18 protein-coding genes are annotated in these 18810 nt (G+C 30.7%); 3 read left to right on the top strand and 15 right to left on the bottom strand.

The genetic code is table 11. The features are described from left to right. Window positions 1-128 precede the first annotated feature (128 nt). A complete protein-coding gene (locus ICJ83_RS14415) occupies window positions 129-878 on the top strand; it encodes a DeoR/GlpR family DNA-binding transcription regulator (RefSeq protein WP_188231107.1) in 750 nt (249 codons plus the stop codon). Window positions 879-881: 3 nt separating this feature from the next. On the opposite strand, the gene ICJ83_RS14420 is transcribed toward ICJ83_RS14415, so the two are convergent. From ICJ83_RS14420 to ICJ83_RS14450, 7 genes are all read right to left on the bottom strand, one after another. After that, window positions 882-1457 (bottom strand): YceI family protein, encoded by a 576-nt coding sequence (locus ICJ83_RS14420; RefSeq protein WP_188231108.1) that lies wholly within the window; start codon window positions 1455-1457, stop codon window positions 882-884. A 133-nt stretch (window positions 1458-1590) separates the two neighbouring features. Beyond that, on the bottom strand, window positions 1591-2931 hold the full coding sequence (locus ICJ83_RS14425; protein WP_188231109.1) for a hypothetical protein: 1341 nt from the start codon (window positions 2929-2931) through the stop codon (window positions 1591-1593). A 65-nt stretch (window positions 2932-2996) separates the two neighbouring features. Further along, on the bottom strand, window positions 2997-3581 hold the full coding sequence (locus tag ICJ83_RS14430) for a YceI family protein (protein ID WP_188231110.1): 585 nt from the start codon (window positions 3579-3581) through the stop codon (window positions 2997-2999). A gap of 621 nt (window positions 3582-4202) precedes the next feature. Next, window positions 4203-4850, bottom strand: coding sequence for a sugar-binding protein (locus tag ICJ83_RS14435; RefSeq protein WP_188231111.1), 648 nt, complete (start codon window positions 4848-4850; stop codon window positions 4203-4205). A 673-nt stretch (window positions 4851-5523) separates the two neighbouring features. After that, entirely contained in the window at window positions 5524-6189 is a 666-nt protein-coding gene (locus tag ICJ83_RS14440; protein WP_188231112.1) for a hypothetical protein, read from the bottom strand. 1 nt (window position 6190) lies between these two features. Next, a complete protein-coding gene (locus ICJ83_RS14445; RefSeq protein WP_188231113.1) occupies window positions 6191-6742 on the bottom strand; it encodes a hypothetical protein in 552 nt (183 codons plus the stop codon). A 68-nt stretch (window positions 6743-6810) separates the two neighbouring features. Then, window positions 6811-7014, bottom strand: a complete 204-nt coding sequence (locus ICJ83_RS14450) for a hypothetical protein (protein ID WP_188231114.1) — start codon at window positions 7012-7014, stop codon at window positions 6811-6813. Window positions 7015-7718: 704 nt separating this feature from the next. On the opposite strand from ICJ83_RS14450, the gene ICJ83_RS14455 reads away from it, so the two are divergent. Together ICJ83_RS14455 and ICJ83_RS14460 are read left to right on the top strand one after the other, a co-directional pair. Continuing rightward, entirely contained in the window at window positions 7719-8837 is a 1119-nt protein-coding gene (locus ICJ83_RS14455) for a hypothetical protein (protein WP_188231115.1), read from the top strand. Window positions 8838-9100: 263 nt separating this feature from the next. Beyond that, window positions 9101-11308, top strand: a complete 2208-nt coding sequence (locus tag ICJ83_RS14460) for a rhamnogalacturonan lyase family protein (RefSeq protein ID WP_188231116.1) — start codon at window positions 9101-9103, stop codon at window positions 11306-11308. Window positions 11309-11894: 586 nt separating this feature from the next. On the opposite strand, the gene ICJ83_RS14465 is transcribed toward ICJ83_RS14460, so the two are convergent. The 8 genes from ICJ83_RS14465 to ICJ83_RS14500 form a co-directional block, all read right to left on the bottom strand. Next, the gene (locus ICJ83_RS14465; RefSeq protein WP_188231117.1) at window positions 11895-12698 is read right to left on the bottom strand and encodes an abortive infection system antitoxin AbiGi family protein; all 804 of its coding nucleotides are present in this window, start codon (window positions 12696-12698) and stop codon (window positions 11895-11897) included. Window positions 12699-12818: 120 nt separating this feature from the next. Next, window positions 12819-13586, bottom strand: coding sequence for a hypothetical protein (locus ICJ83_RS14470; protein ID WP_188231118.1), 768 nt, complete (start codon window positions 13584-13586; stop codon window positions 12819-12821). A 155-nt stretch (window positions 13587-13741) separates the two neighbouring features. Beyond that, on the bottom strand, window positions 13742-14905 hold the full coding sequence (locus ICJ83_RS14475) for a hypothetical protein (RefSeq protein WP_188231119.1): 1164 nt from the start codon (window positions 14903-14905) through the stop codon (window positions 13742-13744). Between the two features lie 154 nt (window positions 14906-15059). Next, on the bottom strand, window positions 15060-15431 hold the full coding sequence (locus tag ICJ83_RS14480; protein WP_188231120.1) for a hypothetical protein: 372 nt from the start codon (window positions 15429-15431) through the stop codon (window positions 15060-15062). Window positions 15432-15570: 139 nt separating this feature from the next. Beyond that, on the bottom strand, window positions 15571-16392 hold the full coding sequence (locus tag ICJ83_RS14485; RefSeq protein ID WP_188231121.1) for a GNAT family N-acetyltransferase: 822 nt from the start codon (window positions 16390-16392) through the stop codon (window positions 15571-15573). 126 nt (window positions 16393-16518) lie between these two features. Next, a complete protein-coding gene (locus ICJ83_RS14490) occupies window positions 16519-17127 on the bottom strand; it encodes a toll/interleukin-1 receptor domain-containing protein (protein ID WP_188231122.1) in 609 nt (202 codons plus the stop codon). Beyond that, window positions 17128-18012, bottom strand: a complete 885-nt coding sequence (locus ICJ83_RS14495) for a DUF4231 domain-containing protein (RefSeq protein WP_188231123.1) — start codon at window positions 18010-18012, stop codon at window positions 17128-17130. After that, window positions 18012-18599: a TIR domain-containing protein gene (locus ICJ83_RS14500; RefSeq protein ID WP_188231124.1), complete on the bottom strand. Its 588-nt coding sequence runs from the start codon at window positions 18597-18599 to the stop codon at window positions 18012-18014. The genes ICJ83_RS14495 and ICJ83_RS14500 overlap by 1 nt, the downstream gene beginning before the upstream one ends. Window positions 18600-18810: the final 211 nt, after the last annotated feature.

The following is an 18810-nucleotide window of genomic DNA, read 5'->3' on the forward strand; positions in this document are numbered from 1 at the left end:
AATATATAATTATTTTTGCTTTAAATTGCACGTTTGAACTTAAATAACTGCATAATTTTGCATATATTTACATCAATACAGCATATATTTTTCGAATCGCACTATTAATTAGGTACAACCATTTATTTATGAAAAAAAAGGAACGCCAACAAAAAGTCATAGACGAAGTAAGCATTAACAGGAAAGTAACTTCAAGTTATCTTTCTGAAAAATTAAAAGTCTCTGAAGACACCATAAGACGCGATATAAAAGAATTACACGATAAAGGGTTGCTTACAAAAGTGCACGGTGGTGCAATTTCAACCATACAAAAGCTTTACCATTATAATGAGGATATTATTTATAATAGAGAAAGCAAAGTAAGAATTGCTCAGAAAGCTATTTCACTCATCGAAGACGGCATGGTTATCATTATAAGTGGAGGGACAACTAATTTAATGTTAGCAAAATTACTACCCAAAGACCTTAAAGCAACAATATACACTTACAGCCTGCCAATTGCTATGCAGCTTACTGAACACCCACTTATTGAAACCATTTTTATTGGTGGTAAAATTCACCGAAATTCAATGGTTACCATCGGCATTGATGTTATCCAGTACCTATCTAATGTAAGGGCAAATATTTGTTTTGTTGGTGTGAGCGCGTTAAATACAGAACAAGGTATCACCGATGAAGGCTACGAAGTATCTTTAATTAAAAAGGCCATGATGAATGCTTCGGATCGTTCTGTGTTTTTGGCCACTACCAACAAACTTAACATCAGACATAGTTATGACGTTTGCAACCTTAAAGAAATTGACACATTAGTAACCGATTTAGATGATGATTGCCCAACAAGAAGTACGTTTATCAATGCAGGTGTTACGGTACTATAAACACTAATCAATGATTAGATCGAAATCTATAGTTATTTGATCGTCTACCGTAATGAGCCCAAACATTTTCTTAGGTTGTTCCAGATTAAAATCACTTAAACACAAGGTTAACGTCCCAATAACTTGAAGTTTATCAGAATCGTTCACTTTTACCGGTATTTTGTACTCGTTAGTAATACCTGCAATTTCAACATCTACTAAGGTTTGCAGGTTTTTCTTTTGATTTAACCCAAACGTTTCTTTTAGAATCAACTTTATTTCCGGATAAGTTTCAGCTTTTAAAATACTCTTAAAATCCTTATTAATACCTTTTCCTCCACAATCAAAACAGCCACTATTTAAAATCAATGCCGTTTCTTTAAACTTAAGCCTATCTCCTTGTGAAAAATAAGTAACTGATACCGGGTTTTCTATGCGCTTGGAATCAAAAACACACTTAAAAGCATGTACATTTGTAGTTCCTTTAACAACAAGACTACTTTTTGAAGAAACCACCACCGCCTCATTTTTTATGGCAGTGTCTTTATTTGTAAAAGCTAATGTTGCCAGCATAAAAACCAAAAACACTACTTTTTTCATTATTAATAATTTTAATTAAACTTTATAAAGATAAAAAAACAAGTCTCTAAAGTAAAATGTTAGTACAATAGTTTAACTATTTAACAATACTTTAGAGACTTAATTTTATTGACTTTAATTTAACGCTTAAGCTTTAGAAGCTAATTACTGCTTCCACCATGGCTCCGTTAAATTTACCACCATTTAAAGCTGTATTTCCTGTATATCCATCATACTCCTGGTTCACATATTCAGCTTTTAGTAAAATGTTTTTTGTCATAAACCATCCAGCGCCTAAATTGAATCTTGAAATATCCACATCGTCTCCATTTCTTTCTTCCGCACTAACTGTATTATAACGACCTCCAACGTAGAAGTTTTCAGTCTTTCCGAAGCGATAAATTAACTCACCTGCAAACTGATTGGCATCTCTTCTTTCTGTTTCAGAATGTCTTCTACCATTTGCCATTTCAATTGTTCCAAAAAACTCTAATCCTCTATATTTAATAAATGGATTAATCATAACTGCAGTTACTTTGTTTCCAAAATTAGGATTGTAACGTCCTGATCTAAAGTTATCGGTAGAACTTATTGAATTTACATCATTTTCGGCATCATAAACATTATATTTATAATCCATAACATGGTAATATCTACCTCCAGCACGGTCTGCACTGTATAAGTAAGAACTAGCTACACTTCCTGTATTATAAATTGACCCTGTTAAACGCAATCTTAAATCTTCATTTATTTGATTATCGTAACCTAATTTCGCTAAGAATGAAGCCCCATTTGCATCATTTTTTACAGTAGACTGGTTTAATTTACCATTTGCAAAACCTACCATACCAAATAAACCACTATCCATTCTATAATAGAATTCAGCACCAACTTCTGTTGTAAAGGCATCCATAATTAAGTTACCAACGAAAGGATTATAAATGGCTTGTGCATTATCACTTCTTCTAAAATGAGCATCACCATAGTTATTTTCCATATGACCAATTCTAATCGTCGCGTGCTTCATAAAATCACTTAACAATCCTTCACTAATAAAGTCTAACTTATCAATTTGGAAATACCCACCTTTCACATATGGTTCTGGGTGGTGACGTGAAGATAAGTACGTTCTTAAGTGCATACGAACACCATCAGCCAAGGCAACATCTAAATCTAAGTTAGCCGTTGCTAAATTAAAATTACTTCCTAGCTCAACAAGGCTAAGGTATCGATTGTTTTGTCCTAAAACATCGGATTGATTTATAGTTCCAAAATTAGAATGATCTAATGATTGAAACTGTAAGGCAAATGAACCTCCTACTCGTACATTTAGACCTTCGAAGGTTGAAATTGTATCTTTAGGATCCTCAAAGACGTTTACCCCTCTTTGATCAGGTTGCCTGTAGTTATCTAAGTTTCGTTTACTCTGCGCATAAAAATTAAGCCCCACCAATAACGCAACAGCTAATGTTGCACTTTTTAAAATTGATCTCATGATTTCTAATTGTTTAAGTTGTTAAGGTTTTAAATTATTGTTTGTTAACATTTTTTATTTTACTACTATTTAAAGACACTAGAAAATTTAACTGTTACATCATTTCCCGTTGTAATTGTACCAAATAACGCTGTAGGCGGATCGATTTTAAAATCGGTCATCTTAAAGGCTTTCTCTCCATCTAAAGTTACTTTTGAATCGGTAACGGTAACTTTCAATGTCATTGGAAGATTTTTAGTAACACCCGCAATCGACAAATCGCCTTGTGCTTTTACTTCAAAAACTCCCGAACCCTTGTCGGTTACGTTTTTTACTTCGGTTAATTTGAATGTAATAGATTTATATTTACTTGTGTTTAATGCTTTGTATGTATTTTTATCCATTGCCGATTTCCCACTTTTTAAACTTTCGGAAACCACACTGATATTAAGTCCGGCGATAGTACACGATGCTTTATCTTCAAACTTTAGTTTTCCAGTTTGATTTTCGGCATCAATATGCCAATCATGTAAACTTGAAGTTCCATAAACTTTTAACGAAGACTCCTTATTTACCAAGCCTAATTCCTGAGCTTGAACCTGACTAAAGCTAACAAATAACAAGACCGCTAAGCCTACCATTTTTATGCCTAAATTTCTAAATTTACTCATGACTTTTATATGTTTTAAATTATACAACAAAGATACATTGGAGTTCAATTTTGAAACTATGATTTTTATCATGTTTCCATACAACCACACCCCTAAAACAACTTAAATTACTGATTTAATGTTAATTAAAAGTAAGTGAAATTTTACAAGAATAAAAAAAGAATATATGTTTTTCTTCTTCAAATAGTCTGCAGAGCACCATTTTAGTAGCGCATTAACTACGCGAACTGATTCGCTATTAAGCTTGAGATAAGTTTAACTTTTTGCATGAAGAAAATAGCTTAAAAAATTCATTTTACAAGGATTAAAACATGAGATATATTAATTTTTTTTAGATAAAAGCATACCCTAGAATTCACACCGAGCTAATCAATTAATAACATAAAAGTTATTTTTATGCTTTTATAAAACAATGCTAGCATTTCATTAGGAGTTAAAAAGCCAGTTAAAAATAATAAACGTTATTTATAGTAAGTTCCTAATAAAAAATAACATTCGATAACACGCATACAGGAAACCATTTTGGTTTAATAATTGGTTATAAAAAGCATTTTTTGCTTATTTAATAGATTTCGATACCAGTAGTTCTTCCTTCCAAACTTAAATAAAAATCTTTATCTACTAAATTATTAAATCCTCTAGGATAAATTCGCCAAAAGACGACGCTACGTGAAAATTGGGTGTTTCCGTATTAGGGTTTACCCAGGTAATCCAGGTAGGCTCCATAAGACCTAAAGTTGATTTATTATATTTAGCCCGATAAACACCTACCTCCAATTTGCCCGATTTCAGAAGACCTAATTGTTTTAACGACTCTAATGAAATTGCCTTCTCGACGGCAAAATAAGCTTGTTCAATATTAGATTTAACCAACAGGTGTTTATCCGGCCATCTCCAAGAATAATCAAAATTCCTGTTGGGGTAAGCAATAAAATCTAAAACTCTTGGAGAAGGATCAATTTCTAAACAATAATAAGGTGATAAGTTTTCATCTTTTCTAAAAAAAAGTTCAACCCGGTCTGAATTTGCAATATTTTGCCAGTTATCACCTTTTAAATCTAAATAAACTGCCTCATCAAAAACTTTAAAACATACCAATAAATGAGTTTCGTTGTAAAGGGCTTTAAATTCAATTTTTTTTACATCACTAGTATCCCAAGGTGAGCTAAAGTCGGTTAAAACATTAGCTTGATCCCATAGAGCATGGTTTCCTGTTCCATCTAATTTAAGTTCTTGTTTATTTATACTTTTAACAAAATATTGCTTCATCAAAAAAATTGGTTAAAATCAAGTCTCAAATGTCATATTTATAATCGACCTGTACCATTTTAACTTTATTTTTTTTCAGCAATTGACTTGGACTGGACAGAACGGTAACCGAGAACCATCTACAGCGGATATAGTGATCCAGTCTCATTCTTGACATAAAGTATTATTAAATAAGAGCTTCCTTAAAATTCAGCTATGGTCAATTTTATCGGCTGCAAGTGGTTCTGTATTTCCGTTTTTTGCAGTCTGAGAGCAACATTAAAACGAATCTACTCCATTACTATGGAGTTTTGTTTTTATGTTTCGTAACACAAATTTCTAACATTTATATTTATATAAAGGATTAATACCTTTTATTTTTTTTATTAATTCAATATTATTCATATGGATAGAACGGTAACCGAGAACCATCTACAGCGGGTATAGTGATCCAGTCTCATTCTTAACATAAAGTATTATTAAACAAGGGCTTCCTTAAAATTGAGCTATGCTCAATTTTATCCGCTGCAAGTGGTTCTGTATTTCCGTTTATTGCACTCCAGGGGTTAAATTAGAAAATCTTCTTTTCACATAAGTGTATAAATTTTAAAATTAAAAAAAATTGAGGGTTAATGCCCTCGATTTTTATACCTCACTATTTTGTGAGACATTTATAGTTATTACTAACAGTTCATTATGAATAAGTCATTGTCTTAGTATATTTTATTTGCCAGGAATTATCTATTTTTTCTAACACGTAGATAACATTACTGCCATTTGCTCTTTCATAAAACTTATCTAATATAACAACTGATTTTGTAAAATCATCATTAAACGACACTCTTGAAAAACTTAATTTAGCTGAAATTCCAAGAGCCTCCATTGTTTCTAAATCCAGTTTTGATTCTTTAGAAAACAATAATTCCTCATTAGTAATTGCATTTAGTTTTAATTTATCTATTTGATTTGAGTTGCTTGATAGTTTAGTTATCGCAATTAATAACTCCTCATAAATTTCTTCTATTTCAACTTTCTCAAATAATGTTTTTGGTCTATAAGGGGAATACTTATTATTTATTCTTTTAAAATTTTTTTCTTCGTATTTAAGAAAATTTTCATTGATACTATATTTAAATATTTTAGCAATTGAACTGTTAGGTTTTTTATCATAATTTAAAACAGTTTCTCTTATATCAAACGTTTCTTCTGAAGGTTTAGGAGGCGCATATAATACTTTTGGCAAACTTTTATATACCGTTCCTATAACCAACATTTCTTCTTTTACCTGTTGTTTTATAAATTGTTTTTCAGACGAACAACTTATAAGTATAATAGTTACTAAAGATAATATTAATCGCATGTTAAATTTGTATTTCATTAACAATTGTTCTATATTCTGTATATTCTTGTGCTTCCTCCATTTCTAATAAATTAGAAACATCCCAATCTCGTAATCCATCCCATGCAAATGATTTATAATATTCTAATGGATATTTAAAATCATCTAATTTTCTTAAAGCAGAAGCAATTGGATTAATATAATATAATGTCATATATGGATGATTTATATCTTCCTCAGCTACCTCCATCTCCCTATAATATTTTAATAGTTCAAACATTCTTGCTCTTATATTTGGATCTTCTTCTTGTTCAAAACGATATACATAACGAGCTATTTCAGCATGAATAGCTTCATGTAAAAATAGCGCTTCATCTTCTAAATTACTACCTGAATACTTTTCAATAAATATATAAATTGTACCAGAATTGGCGATATAACTTGCATCAGTACAAGCATCATTTGAAGAAGGACAATCTCCATTGCCGTCCATAAATATTAAATCATATTTAGCATCATCTATAAATTTACCAACAGTTTCTTTAAATAAATTACTATTTGAATTTTTTAACATTTCATATATACAATTTCCTCTACCGGTAAGGTAATTATATACCTTTTCTTCAGGTAATTCCTCTGTATCTAGAGGACAAGCAGAACAATAATCGTAGTATATCCTGTTCCTGTAAAAACATGATCAGGATCACTAGTATGGTTACCACTTATACCACCACAACTTTGTAATTCAACGTAATAATTCCAATAAACATGTGCATTCTCACCTATCGTAGTTTCTTCACAGGCAACCATCGTTGCATCATCTAAATATAACAAAAAGTACTGCATAAATGGATAAAACGGTAACCGAGAACCATCTACAGCGGATATAGTGATCCAGTCTCATTCTTGACATAAAGTATTATTAAATAAGGGCTTCCTTAAAATTGAGCTATGCTCAATTTTATCCGCTGCAAGTGGTTCTGTATCTCCGTTTTTTGCAGTTAAGCCATCCTTAAAATCAGACCCTCTTAATCAAATGTTATATAATTCTTTATTATAACATTTATAACATGTTGATTCTGCCTAATTTTTTTAAAACTATTCAATAAAGGACAAACATTTATTTCTAAATACTATTTCAAATAATTATGAAAAAAGTAATACTATTATCTTTTATTTTTTGCACATAAATTGAATTATGCGCAAGATTATCTAGCTGATCCTACCTATTGTGCACAGTATATGATTTTCTCTGAAGATTATATTCATCATTCTAGATTTAATATTGAAAGTTGCCCCCTGGTTTGTTGTATGATAGAAACACTTGTAGTTGTAAATTTCCTTCTCAAGTGAATTGTGATTATCGACCAACAACAGGCCATAGTGGGTTTGGTAGTGGACCCGGTTTTGTAAATGTAAGGCTAGGTAATCTTCAAGTTAAAAATAATCTACCTATCTATTCAAATAAACCAAAATAATGCTAATTTGCACTCTGCTTTATAAATTATAATTTGTTGAAATGGACTCATGAGTTCAAGATATCTATTACTATGATAAATTTTAAAAACCTTCTTCTATTCCTTCTATTATATCCTCTCTCTACTATATCTGTATTAGCTCATGCAGAAAAGGTGTACAACCTAGAAGGCACTATAGGTAATCAAGAAATAATTATGGAGATTCGAAATATTGAAGGTTATTATAGTGGAAGATATTGTTTTCGTGATAAAAAAAAATCCATCTATCTTGAGATTGAATATGATTCTATTGCATCTAGATTCAAGATGCTGCAGCCCAGTTTAGAAACAAAAAATCAACAGATATTTGAACAAATTGTTATTACTGAAGACTCGTTACATAATTGGTCTGGTGAACAAAAAACTGCTGATGGTAACATTCATAAGGTTTTTCTATATCCAATCAAAATAACTCATTCTGAGCCTCATTCAATAAAGAATGAAAAGATAAAAAAGACATTATCACCATATAACTATTGCCTGCTTAGTGATATAAAGTTTGAATTAACATCGACTCAAAAATTCAAAAAGGGGATAAAAATAGAATGGCTTACTGAAACAGGATCTAAAACTAAATTATTCCGTGTTGTTGATGGGTTTTCCAGTTCAAAAATGACAGAAATTAACAATTACCTTGAACAGTTTTTTATAAATGATATAATCAATGCTTATAGTTATAAAAATTACCAAAACAAAATAAATATTAGCTATTTCACACCCAATATAATAAGTATAGTTGAGTCAAAAAAAAGTTATACGATTAATAACAATTTAACAACTTCAGTCATGTATTTAACACTAGATTTAAAAACTCTTGAAAAATTAAATCTTGAAGATTTACTCTGGTTGGGAGATGAAAAAACGCCTCGAAACGGGTCTAAAGAATATTTTATTTATAGACGTGAGGTTTTTGGAAAAAAAATAAAAAAATATGTTCATGATTCTTATTCGAAAAAAATAGATGAATCAAAGTGTTCTTTCTCTAATGAAAAGATTTTTCAATTCCCAGATTTTTATCTTTCACAAAAAGGAATGGTACTTATGTTAAATAATTATCTGCTAAGTGATAAATGCAAAAAACAAACATGGATAGTTCTAGGCTACAATGACTTCTCCAGCAAATGGAACAAAGCGTATTTTAATAAAAAGTAAATGAGCAAATTTTAATTTTTGATTTAATTAAAATCTAAATTAATATGTTTAGTGAATTATAACAGGTAAGTACAGGATGGAAAGGTACTAAAACATAAATATTTTTATGTTACAAATCATTAGATATAAAACACTTACTAAACTCCAACTAAACTAAATAGTAAATCTGCAATATTGACCAATTCATTGAAACTGCCAACCTAAACCATTCAGTTCTCAAGTCTGTTTAAATTATTGTTTTTTTTACTTCTTTAAGCTAATTTATGAAAACAGATTTCACAATTAAAAACATCTTTTTAGCACATCTATTTACGGTTAAAATACTATTTGAAAACAGATTATTTTTTAGACTATCAATAATAAGCATATTGACGCTTTTTAGCTTTACACTTCATGCACAGCGTTATATGGAAAACCTTGACAGAGGCTTAATTGCCATGCGAACAAACACTAATTCGGTTCTTATAAGCTGGCGTATCTTGGGTAACGAATACGCCGATAATGCCACCTACAATCTATATCGTGGATCAACATTAATTGCTTCCAATCTTAATGTTTCAAATTATGTTGATGCAACCACTACAAATAATTCTTATAGCGTAGCTGCTGTTGTTAACGGAACAGAGCAAACCCCTTCTGCACTTACAAACATAAGAGGAAATCAGTATTTTACTATTCCAGTCAGATCGATTAACGGAGGCTACACAACTCATAATTTAAATGATGCTTCTGTTGGCGATTTGGATGGAGACGGACAATACGAAATTGTTATAAAAAGACTCTCAAATGATGAATCTCCTAGCTCATCATATAATCACTACCTTGAAGCTTATGAACTTGACGGCACATTTATGTGGGCTATTGATTTAGGACCTAATTTGTTACATGCAGTTGAGGTAAATTTTTTGGTATACGATTTTGACAATGATGGGAAAGCTGAAGTTATTACCAGAACATCAGATGGTATGATTGACGGTTTAGGTAATAATATTGGAGACAGAGATCAAGATGGAAAAATCAATTATCGTTCTTCAGCGGCACAAAATGGTTCTTTTTGGTTTAGAACCCAAGGACCAGATTACATATCAGTTTTTAAAGGTGAAACTGGTGAAGAAATTGCATGGGATTTTTACATCGATCTTGCCCCAATAGAACAATGGGGACGACCCGGTCAAAACCTTTCTCAACTTGGTCACAGAGCTACTAAGTGCATGTGGGCAGTTGCCTATCTCGATGGTGAAAATCCAAGTTTTGTCATCGGGAGAGGTATATATGAACGAATAAAACTTGAGGCTTGGAATTTTAGAGACGGTACGTTAACACAAGAGTGGGCTTGGGATAGTAGTCCTGATGGTGTAGCCACTTCTTATCACGGACAAGGTAACCATAACCTTGCTGTTGGTGATGTTGATGCTGATGGTAGAGACGAAATAACTTATGGAGCCATGGCAGTTGATGAATACGGCAATGGACTTTACTCTACTGGTTTTGGTCATGGTGATGCGGCTCATTTAGCAGATATTAACCCTGATATTCCTGGATTAGAATATTTTAGTTGTCAAGAGCACGCTGGTGGAACCGTTCCAGGTATATCTATAAGAAATGCGGCTGATGGCACAATACAATGGGCAAACTGGTCAAGCGGTGATATTGGAAGATGTATGGCCGCCGATGTCGATCCAAACTACAAAGGTATGGAAGTGTGGGGTTCTGATGGCTCTGGTCTTCGCAGTTGTACAGGTCAGCAAATATCAACAGCAATACCAACTACCGCAGGAAATGGAAATTCTTACAATTTTGGTGTTTGGTGGGATGGTGATGTTCAACGTGAAATACTTGATCGAACTGTAATAACGAAATGGAATGGAAACGGCACCGACAGAGTAGCTACATTATATAATATAACTTCTATTGATGACAATAATGGAACCAAATCAAATCCTTGCCTTATGGCTGATATTTTAGGGGATTGGCGAGAAGAAGTTATATACAGACGCAATGATAACACAGGTTTGGTTGTTTTTGTAACGCCTTTTACAACTGAACAAAGAATGTACACTTTAATGCACGACCCTAATTACAGATCTGCTATTGCATGGCAAATGAATTCATATAACCAGCCTCCAAATTTAGGGTTTTATTTTGGTGGCGGAATGGCCACCCCTCCATCTCCTAATATTAAATTAGTAAATGCTGGAAAAGCCTTAAGTGTAGTCAAAAATGAAACAAGGGCTGATATAAATATTTATCCAAACCCTACTAGTGGTATTATCAATATCAATTTACCTGTTTATATTAATGATGTTATTAGCGAATTATATAACAATAATGGGGCATTGATTTCTAGCAAAAAGCATGAAATAAATGGAAAAAACTTTGAATTAGATATTACAGACAAGCCTGTTGGAATATATTACTTAAAAATTAATTTAACAGAACCAGTAACTTTAAAGATTATAAAAACCAATTAATACGCTTCCAAAAATTAGAGAACTGAAAATTTAAGGTATCCCCTAAAGTTTTCAGTTTTCATTTGGACAGGTAATAAAAAGTCGAACATTTTTTCTAAGACCAATGCTACAAAATAAAGGAGCTGTATTATCCTTTATTTTTCTATTATGAGCAATTACAAATGTTATTGTAATTTTTAAATCACTCACATTTATAACACACTAAAAATCAACTAATTAATATGCTGCATCTAAAAATTAAAGTGTCACCTAATTGTATGCCTTTTTATGCAAAAAAGGATTAAAATTTAGAATTTGTAGGAAGTTATGAAAAGTAAATATTCCTATTGTGTTTGGGAGCTTATGCCTAATAAAAACACATTTTATGCGAGTATAAATTTATAAGAAAAGTCGGGATGACAGGAAGATATGTATTTTCTCTTTTCTCAGAGAAATCAATAAGTAAGACAACTTCAAATGTTATAGGTAACCGAATAGGTAACTTTTTTATTTGAACCTTTTGTTTTATTTTGACATAAAAATAGAAATTTATTATTGAAAGTCACAAAACTAGTAATAAATTTTATTCAATGTTAACAACTTATTTTTAAAAATCATTATGAAGTTGGTGTTCAGTCAGAATTACTAATTTTCCAGAAATTATTGATTTTTTTAGGTTCGTTTCTCCAAATTTCTTTTCTAATATTTTAATAATTTCAGGTCTTTGATTTTCATTCTTAATTGTTATATATCTAATATCTGTTATTTTGTCAATTTTAAGAATATAATCGGGTAAATGTGGCTTTTTAATTCTTTTATTTTTATAATCCTTGAACTCTTCATCATCTTCCTTAATGATTTCTAACTCTTCAACCTTTCTAAGTTTAGGTATAAATCTCCATTCTCTTTCTTGATAAGTAATTATCACGTTTCCGTTATAATCAGTTTTCCAGTTTTTGAGAAATTGAACTGTTTTTTGAGAAATTGAGTATAAACTAAGTATTTGCTCTTCTGTTAAAGGATATTCTTTATTTGAAATCTTTTTGTGTTTATTATAAGAATCAAATAGACTTTTTTTAATAAACTGTTCCATTGTTAAGTTAAAACTAGTGTCATATAGATTTTTAATTGGTGAATTTTCATGAATATAAATTACAGGTGATAATTCATGTTTAATAGCCCATTCCATACTCATCCCAATACCATATTTTCCATAGTGCATATAATTATCTACATCTTTTATTGGAATATTGCAAAAACTAACCATTGGAATATAATACATAGAATTATTAATTCTTTCCTCACAATATGAAGGTGCAAATCCATTTTTTAATATTTTTTTTAACCATTCAAATTGTCCAGTGTAATGAAATATATGGTTTATCCTTTTTTGCTTAAATTCTTCTGGCATGTTTTGTTTTCAGCTTATTGCTAATCTTTTTTCATTTAGTACTGACTTTAGTAATTCCAAGTGGAATCGGACATAGTTGAATCCTCCTTTATCGCAATTAACATTTTTGTCTGTAGATTTTTATTCATTTCCTTTTGAATCTAATACTTTAGTTTCTATTCTATAAATTTCAAAAACTACCTTGGCTTTATTTCTTGTGCGCTTATCATTACTAATAAAATAATCACAATAACTCGAAAAATGACAGTGACTTGCGTCCCAAAGTCGAGCATAATTGGATTTCTCATTGTATTTATCCTTCCAATACCCAACCATATCCAACATTTCAAAAATTCCAGCAAATCTATTATGAAGTCCCATTTCTTTGCCTTGAGGATGAAACTCAATTGCTTTTTCAATCATTCCCACGAGTGAAAATCCTCCTATTAAATCTCTTTTAGAGTTTATTTGTTCAATAACTTCTTTTGGAGAGTAATTGTTTATTCGCATTGGGTCAATGTTCAGTTGTTTCCTAAATTCTGCTCTTTGCACTTCACTTACTGTGTTTACCATTCTTTTCATCATGTTTTGAGCGAAAGGAACATCATTTATTGTGTCAAAAACTACATTTGGCTCTTCTTTTAGTTTATAAACTTTATTTGATGGTAATTCTTGAAATAAATAGTTATTATTTGTAACACTCGAAATTGTTCTAAATCGCTTTTCAAGTCTAATTTTTAGTTCGGAATTAGTTTTAGCTGTAATTTCATTTGCTTCATGAAGATGAGAAGCAGAGTAAAAAAAGTCAGTTATGTTATGATCAATATTTTTCATTAATTCAATAGTCGACAATGAATTTTGTTCAATGTCAACGAAAATATTATTGTCTAAATATGCTGCTTTCTTCAAAATCACTGGCAACAGTTCCTAAAACTAGTAGTTATCGGTTTGTTTTACTTTGTTTTTCAGTTTGGCACTATTATTATATTATCTATTCAGAGTGGATTCGTACTCAGTAGAATCTACCGTATTTGTAATTATATATTGTTTGATTTAGTACTTTTTCAAACTTCTCTTATTTTCGGGTTTTTAAAATATCCTAAATCTTTACTCATTTCTTCAGCCCTCTTTCTAAATTCATCAGAAAACTCTGGGTAATAAGAGTAGGAAAAATCTATGGAAAAGCCTTTTGGATTATATTTTTCTGTGGCTAATCCTATTACTGTTGTACATTCAAATCTTGCCCTACCAACGAAACTTCTTAATTGTAATTCCTTCGACCTTTCTGTTCTATTTTCAAACTCTCCCAATAGAAAGACATAAATTGTCTCTGGATTATTAAATGATTTAATTATTCTTGACCTAGAAATAGGTTTTTCGTTTACTCCAATAAAATCAATGAACTGTTTGCTTAACATTTTTCGAGAATTTCGATCTTCTCTAGCCATTTGTCTGATAGTTCGCTCTAAATCAGTCCTGCTTGTTTCGGTGACTAATTCATCATTTCTAAAATCTTCTATTAGTTTTTCAATTAAATTATCCCAAACATAACTTATTTCTAAATCGGCTAACACTTTTTGATATTCTTGGTCATTCCTTAATCCTTGATAAATATCGTCATGAAAAATAACCAAATCAGCTTCTCGTGGAAATGAGTAGTTATTAGACAAATAATATCCTAACATATCTTCTTCCCCATAAGTAAATGGATATTTGCTTTCTCTAATAAATAATTCTTTAGCTGTTAAGTAGTTTAGAAAATCCTTTATTGTGTCTAATTCAGATAAAACTATTTTTACTGACCTTTCATCAAAAACGTGGATAAACCCATTTCCAAAATCTCCGTATCGTAACGGGAATTTTTCTCCTCTTCCAAATGCCACGCAAATTCTATGAATTTTCCAATTGACATTCTTTGGTAATTCAATAGTTGTTGTTTTATCATCTAAGTTTATTTTATCAACTGTGTTTAAATATCTTTCAGCTCCATAAACTTGTTTGGCTGATGAATGAATTGCTCTATCAAACCATCTTTCAATATCCAATTCTATATTTCCAGAATCCTTAATATTAATTTCTTTCACGGAAAATATTATAATATCAGGTTCACAAATAATTAGGACATCGCACAATTCTTTTCCTTTCTTTCCTATGGGGTTCGGAAAACTCCAAAGAGATAGAAAGGTTTTGTTGCAAAGCTCATAAACAAATTTCTCTGTTCTTGTCATTCTCTCATATTATGCCAACAGCTTTTATCACTGCTAGTTGTTGGTTGGTTTAATTTGTTTTCCGGTTTAGCACTTACGTTAACAACTCCGTGTGAAATCGGAAGTAGTCGAATTCTCCCTAAGCGTGGCTAGGACATTTTGTTGGCACGTGTTTTTAATTCCGCTTTTCGGTATTTAAAGAATCTAATTTCCTTTTTAATTCGAATATTATTGTGTTCTGTTCTCTCAGACTGTTTTCGTATCCCAATTTTAACACGCTTATTTCGGTTTGTAGATTATGTATTTCCTTTAAGGTTTCGTTTTCGGAAGCTGATCCCAAAATATTTGTAAAAAAGAAAGTTATTAATCCTCCAATCATTAAATAAATCAAATTAGTTATGTTTTCCCATTTTAACTTTCGAAGCATCCGTCTTGAAATTTCATTTTGTTTTTGCGCTGTGTCTGCATCCAATAATTCCCTTTCAAGGCCTTTTGCGTATGGCAAATTTTTCTCTAAAGTTTTATTTGTCAATTTATATTTTTCCATTTTTTCAAATTGTTCGCTAGGTGACACTGTTTACCCAAGTTAAAGCTTAGACCTTACTCTAAATTAGTTTCTAACCTTATATTAGATTTTTTATTTCTTAATTCTATTAAAGGATTTCAACCGCAATGAGAACAGTTTGTTATCCATAATTTATTTCAATCATTGAAAATTCATATATTGAATTAAAACCAACTGCCTTGCAAACTCGGTTTGATCCGACTTCATTTCTATCAGTCATTACATAAACAGCTCCATTCTCATTTTCCAATAATTTCGAGCAATGAGAAAGTAAGATTTTGCCATAACCTTTTTCTCTGTGTTCTGGATTTGTAAACAATATTCCGATATCAGGGTCTATAATTGAACAAAAGCTTAAGAGATTATTTGATTTATTCTTAAGTGTATAAACTTTAGCTGTATGTATTAGTTGAAACATTCTTTGCTGCATCTCCGACAATGATTTATCATTCTCTCCCTTATATTCTTCGTGATAGTACAGTTGAAGCATTATAGCCAATTCATTCAGTTCTGACATTTTGCCTAATTCAATTTTGAGTCCATTTGTTTCAAAATCTATTATTTTGTCCGATTTGTAAAATATTCTTTCTTTCCGAACGGTATATTTGTCAACCTTGAAATATTCAATTAATTCTCCAATTAATTTAGCTTCCCCACCAGCCGCATAATTCGTGTAGTCGTTCAAGTCAAATATTTGCTTTATTTCACTAAACTGCGCTTTATTCCAATTATGTCCATAAATTAAAAGAATATCTCCGTGTAATATTAGAATCCAGCCATCTCCAGTCTTATTGATTAATGAAGCATCATATAGCTTTCGGATTCCACTTTGAACTCCATCTATATAGTCCTTTAAATATTTATGTTTGAAAAGATTTATTCCGATTTCTTGAAATAAAACTTTATTAAATTCTTGAGGGTTGTCTTTTGGTGTTAAGTTCATTAAATTGTAGCTAACGGATTCTTTACTTTATCCTTAACAATAAGGTTGTTCTTAAATATTTTACTCTTGTTTTTAGGGATTAATAGCAATTTTTCACAAGATTCGTTGTTAGTAACTGATATTTTTTCACAATGTCCAATTTAGGACACCATCTAATGGATGTTTCATATTTGAAGCAGAGAAAACACGTTTTTCCTGAATCAATGAATTTTCCATTCGATTAGTGATTTTTGATATGTAATTATTTAGACTTTTAGTTCCTCTAATAATATTTCCAACTTGCATATAATCTGGAAGACTTCTTTCTGATATGTCTTTTAATGTCAAAATAGATAGTTTTATTCTATCTGGTTTTTCATCTTTTTTTAAACCTTTGTCTAAAATTGCTGAATGTCCATAACCAACTTCAAATGGAACCCATTGAGATTTGTACGTTTTCTCGGAAACAACAACTAGCATATGGGTACTATTCCTAATCCCTTCTTTTATACTTTCTGTAATTTTTATTGGATCTTTTTCTCTTGCTGCAATTTGAAGTTCATTATCTAACTCATCTAAATAGTAGTCGATTTCTGCTTGTTTTAAGTATTCCGCTATTTTTCTACATTCAACTTTATCTTCTTTCTTATGACTTAAAAAAACACAAGGTCTTTTCTTAAAATTTGAGGAATCGTAGGCTGTCAATAACCACTCAATATTTTCATAGACATTTGCCTTATTTAATCCTTTCTTCATTTACTTTCGTCTTTGTGCCAACCAAAGTGTGTGTTCTCTGGAAATAGCATTTTCTGAATCTAGAATGAATTCAGATAGTTCTTCTTCTGTGCTTACATTGTAAGATAGTTGCTTAATGAAATTTAACTCTTCAGATGCTGTTGTGTAAGCCTGTTTTTGTTCTTGATGTTGTTTTATTTGTAACCAACTAATTGCTGAAGAAGCAATTGTAGTTAACAATCCTACGACATTCCAATTACTTTCTGGATTATTCATAAGAACTACAATAGATATTAATGCCAGAAATTGAGAAGCTATGATTACCCAAAACCAAAAATTATATCTGACTTTATTCCATTCAGCTTTTTTTGAATACCAACCTTGTTGGTCTTCTATTCTATTTTTAATGTAGTAGCTTTTTCGCTCGTACATTGAGAGATTTCTTAATTCAACCATTTTAGACGTAATAATTTCTTGGTTCAGTATTTTAGAATCCATAGATTTTGATAAATCCTTAAATTCGTTCGAAACTTCTCTAATTCTCTGAATAAATCTTTCTTTTGCAGTGTTTATGTTTAAACCTTGTTCAAAATATTCGGCACAAGTTACAAATCTCCAAGTAAGTGTTTTACTTGATTCTGCCAAAGCTCTTCCTTGATACCAAATGTCCTCGTATTTTTTACTTTTTAAAACGATAGTTAATATCAAACCTATAAGCAGAAATAATCCAGTAAAACTATAAACCCAAAATTTTTGAGAAACATCTTGAAAACTATAAATAGCGAGTAATGCTGCAATAATCATTGAAATTAAATCTATACGAATAATATTCAGATATGATTTTTGAGATTTAATAGAGATGCTATCAGCAGCCTGAAAATAATTTGGGAAATCTTTTAATTCCATTATGGCTTAACTTTAGTTTTATCTGCAATTGGTTTACTTCTTTTATCAAAAGCCTTATCAATATAGAACTCTGGATTTTGCACAAAATCACTCCATTTTACAAGTACACAATATCTGTCGTCCTCACTCCAAGAACATTTGCCGTATGCTGGTATGTAATAATTGTGGTTAAATTCTTTTATAACAGTTGAGTCATTAATTCCAACATAATTATGAGAACCTCCGCAGGTGGGACAATTATAAGAACCTTGATAGACTGAGTCGTACATTGACGGAAGAACTATTCCTAAAATTCCACTTTTCGAATTATTTTGCCCGTTATAAAGCGATGCTTGTAATTCTTTTTTAATATATCGTTGTTCGTGAGAACCAAGGTCTTCAGAACTTCGTGTGCCAATTAAGAAAATTGTTACAGTTGAATCAGAAAGATAATCTTCTCGAATTTTTCGCATAATATAGTCATCATCAAACGAATTGATGGGTTCATTTAATGACTTATCTATCATATCTATATCCATTGCATCTCGAATATGATTTTTATATGCAATATCCTCTGTCTTAAAGCTTATAAAGCATTTATGTGCCATATGTAGGGTTATAGTTGTTGCAAACTTGTTAAATACTTATATCATAATCTTTAATCAGCTTCATATTCCTGATAAAAATAACAATCTATAAGTATAATTTGTTAAATTTTAATTAGCGAATATTTTTAAATGCTATTCATTTCAAATATAAACAATCGCTTTTATTTAAACTATTTCCTACAATAACTTTATATGAAATTTTTAGAGATTA

This window comes from Aestuariibaculum sediminum (assembly GCF_014596945.1).
In the GTDB taxonomy this organism is placed as follows: domain Bacteria; phylum Bacteroidota; class Bacteroidia; order Flavobacteriales; family Flavobacteriaceae; genus Aestuariibaculum; species Aestuariibaculum sediminum.

What these genes read in the sequence shown, in the direction of transcription:
- ICJ83_RS14480 (WP_188231120.1), bottom strand. Translation starts at nt 15,431, where the DNA reads ATGGAAAAATATAAATTGACAAATAAAACTTTAGAGAAAAATTTGCCA.
- ICJ83_RS14500 (WP_188231124.1), bottom strand. Translation starts at nt 18,599, where the DNA reads ATGGCACATAAATGCTTTATAAGCTTTAAGACAGAGGATATTGCATAT.
- ICJ83_RS14455 (WP_188231115.1), top strand. Translation starts at nt 7,719, where the DNA reads ATGATAAATTTTAAAAACCTTCTTCTATTCCTTCTATTATATCCTCTC.
- ICJ83_RS14445 (WP_188231113.1), bottom strand. Translation starts at nt 6,742, where the DNA reads ATGTTAAAAAATTCAAATAGTAATTTATTTAAAGAAACTGTTGGTAAA.
- ICJ83_RS14495 (WP_188231123.1), bottom strand. Translation starts at nt 18,012, where the DNA reads ATGGAATTAAAAGATTTCCCAAATTATTTTCAGGCTGCTGATAGCATC.
- ICJ83_RS14490 (WP_188231122.1), bottom strand. Translation starts at nt 17,127, where the DNA reads ATGAAGAAAGGATTAAATAAGGCAAATGTCTATGAAAATATTGAGTGG.
- ICJ83_RS14435 (WP_188231111.1), bottom strand. Translation starts at nt 4,850, where the DNA reads ATGAAGCAATATTTTGTTAAAAGTATAAATAAACAAGAACTTAAATTA.
- ICJ83_RS14475 (WP_188231119.1), bottom strand. Translation starts at nt 14,905, where the DNA reads ATGACAAGAACAGAGAAATTTGTTTATGAGCTTTGCAACAAAACCTTT.
- ICJ83_RS14485 (WP_188231121.1), bottom strand. Translation starts at nt 16,392, where the DNA reads ATGAACTTAACACCAAAAGACAACCCTCAAGAATTTAATAAAGTTTTA.
- ICJ83_RS14460 (WP_188231116.1), top strand. Translation starts at nt 9,101, where the DNA reads ATGAAAACAGATTTCACAATTAAAAACATCTTTTTAGCACATCTATTT.
- ICJ83_RS14415 (WP_188231107.1), top strand. Translation starts at nt 129, where the DNA reads ATGAAAAAAAAGGAACGCCAACAAAAAGTCATAGACGAAGTAAGCATT.
- ICJ83_RS14430 (WP_188231110.1), bottom strand. Translation starts at nt 3,581, where the DNA reads ATGAGTAAATTTAGAAATTTAGGCATAAAAATGGTAGGCTTAGCGGTC.
- ICJ83_RS14440 (WP_188231112.1), bottom strand. Translation starts at nt 6,189, where the DNA reads ATGCGATTAATATTATCTTTAGTAACTATTATACTTATAAGTTGTTCG.
- ICJ83_RS14425 (WP_188231109.1), bottom strand. Translation starts at nt 2,931, where the DNA reads ATGAGATCAATTTTAAAAAGTGCAACATTAGCTGTTGCGTTATTGGTG.
- ICJ83_RS14420 (WP_188231108.1), bottom strand. Translation starts at nt 1,457, where the DNA reads ATGAAAAAAGTAGTGTTTTTGGTTTTTATGCTGGCAACATTAGCTTTT.
- ICJ83_RS14450 (WP_188231114.1), bottom strand. Translation starts at nt 7,014, where the DNA reads ATGCAGTACTTTTTGTTATATTTAGATGATGCAACGATGGTTGCCTGT.
- ICJ83_RS14465 (WP_188231117.1), bottom strand. Translation starts at nt 12,698, where the DNA reads ATGCCAGAAGAATTTAAGCAAAAAAGGATAAACCATATATTTCATTAC.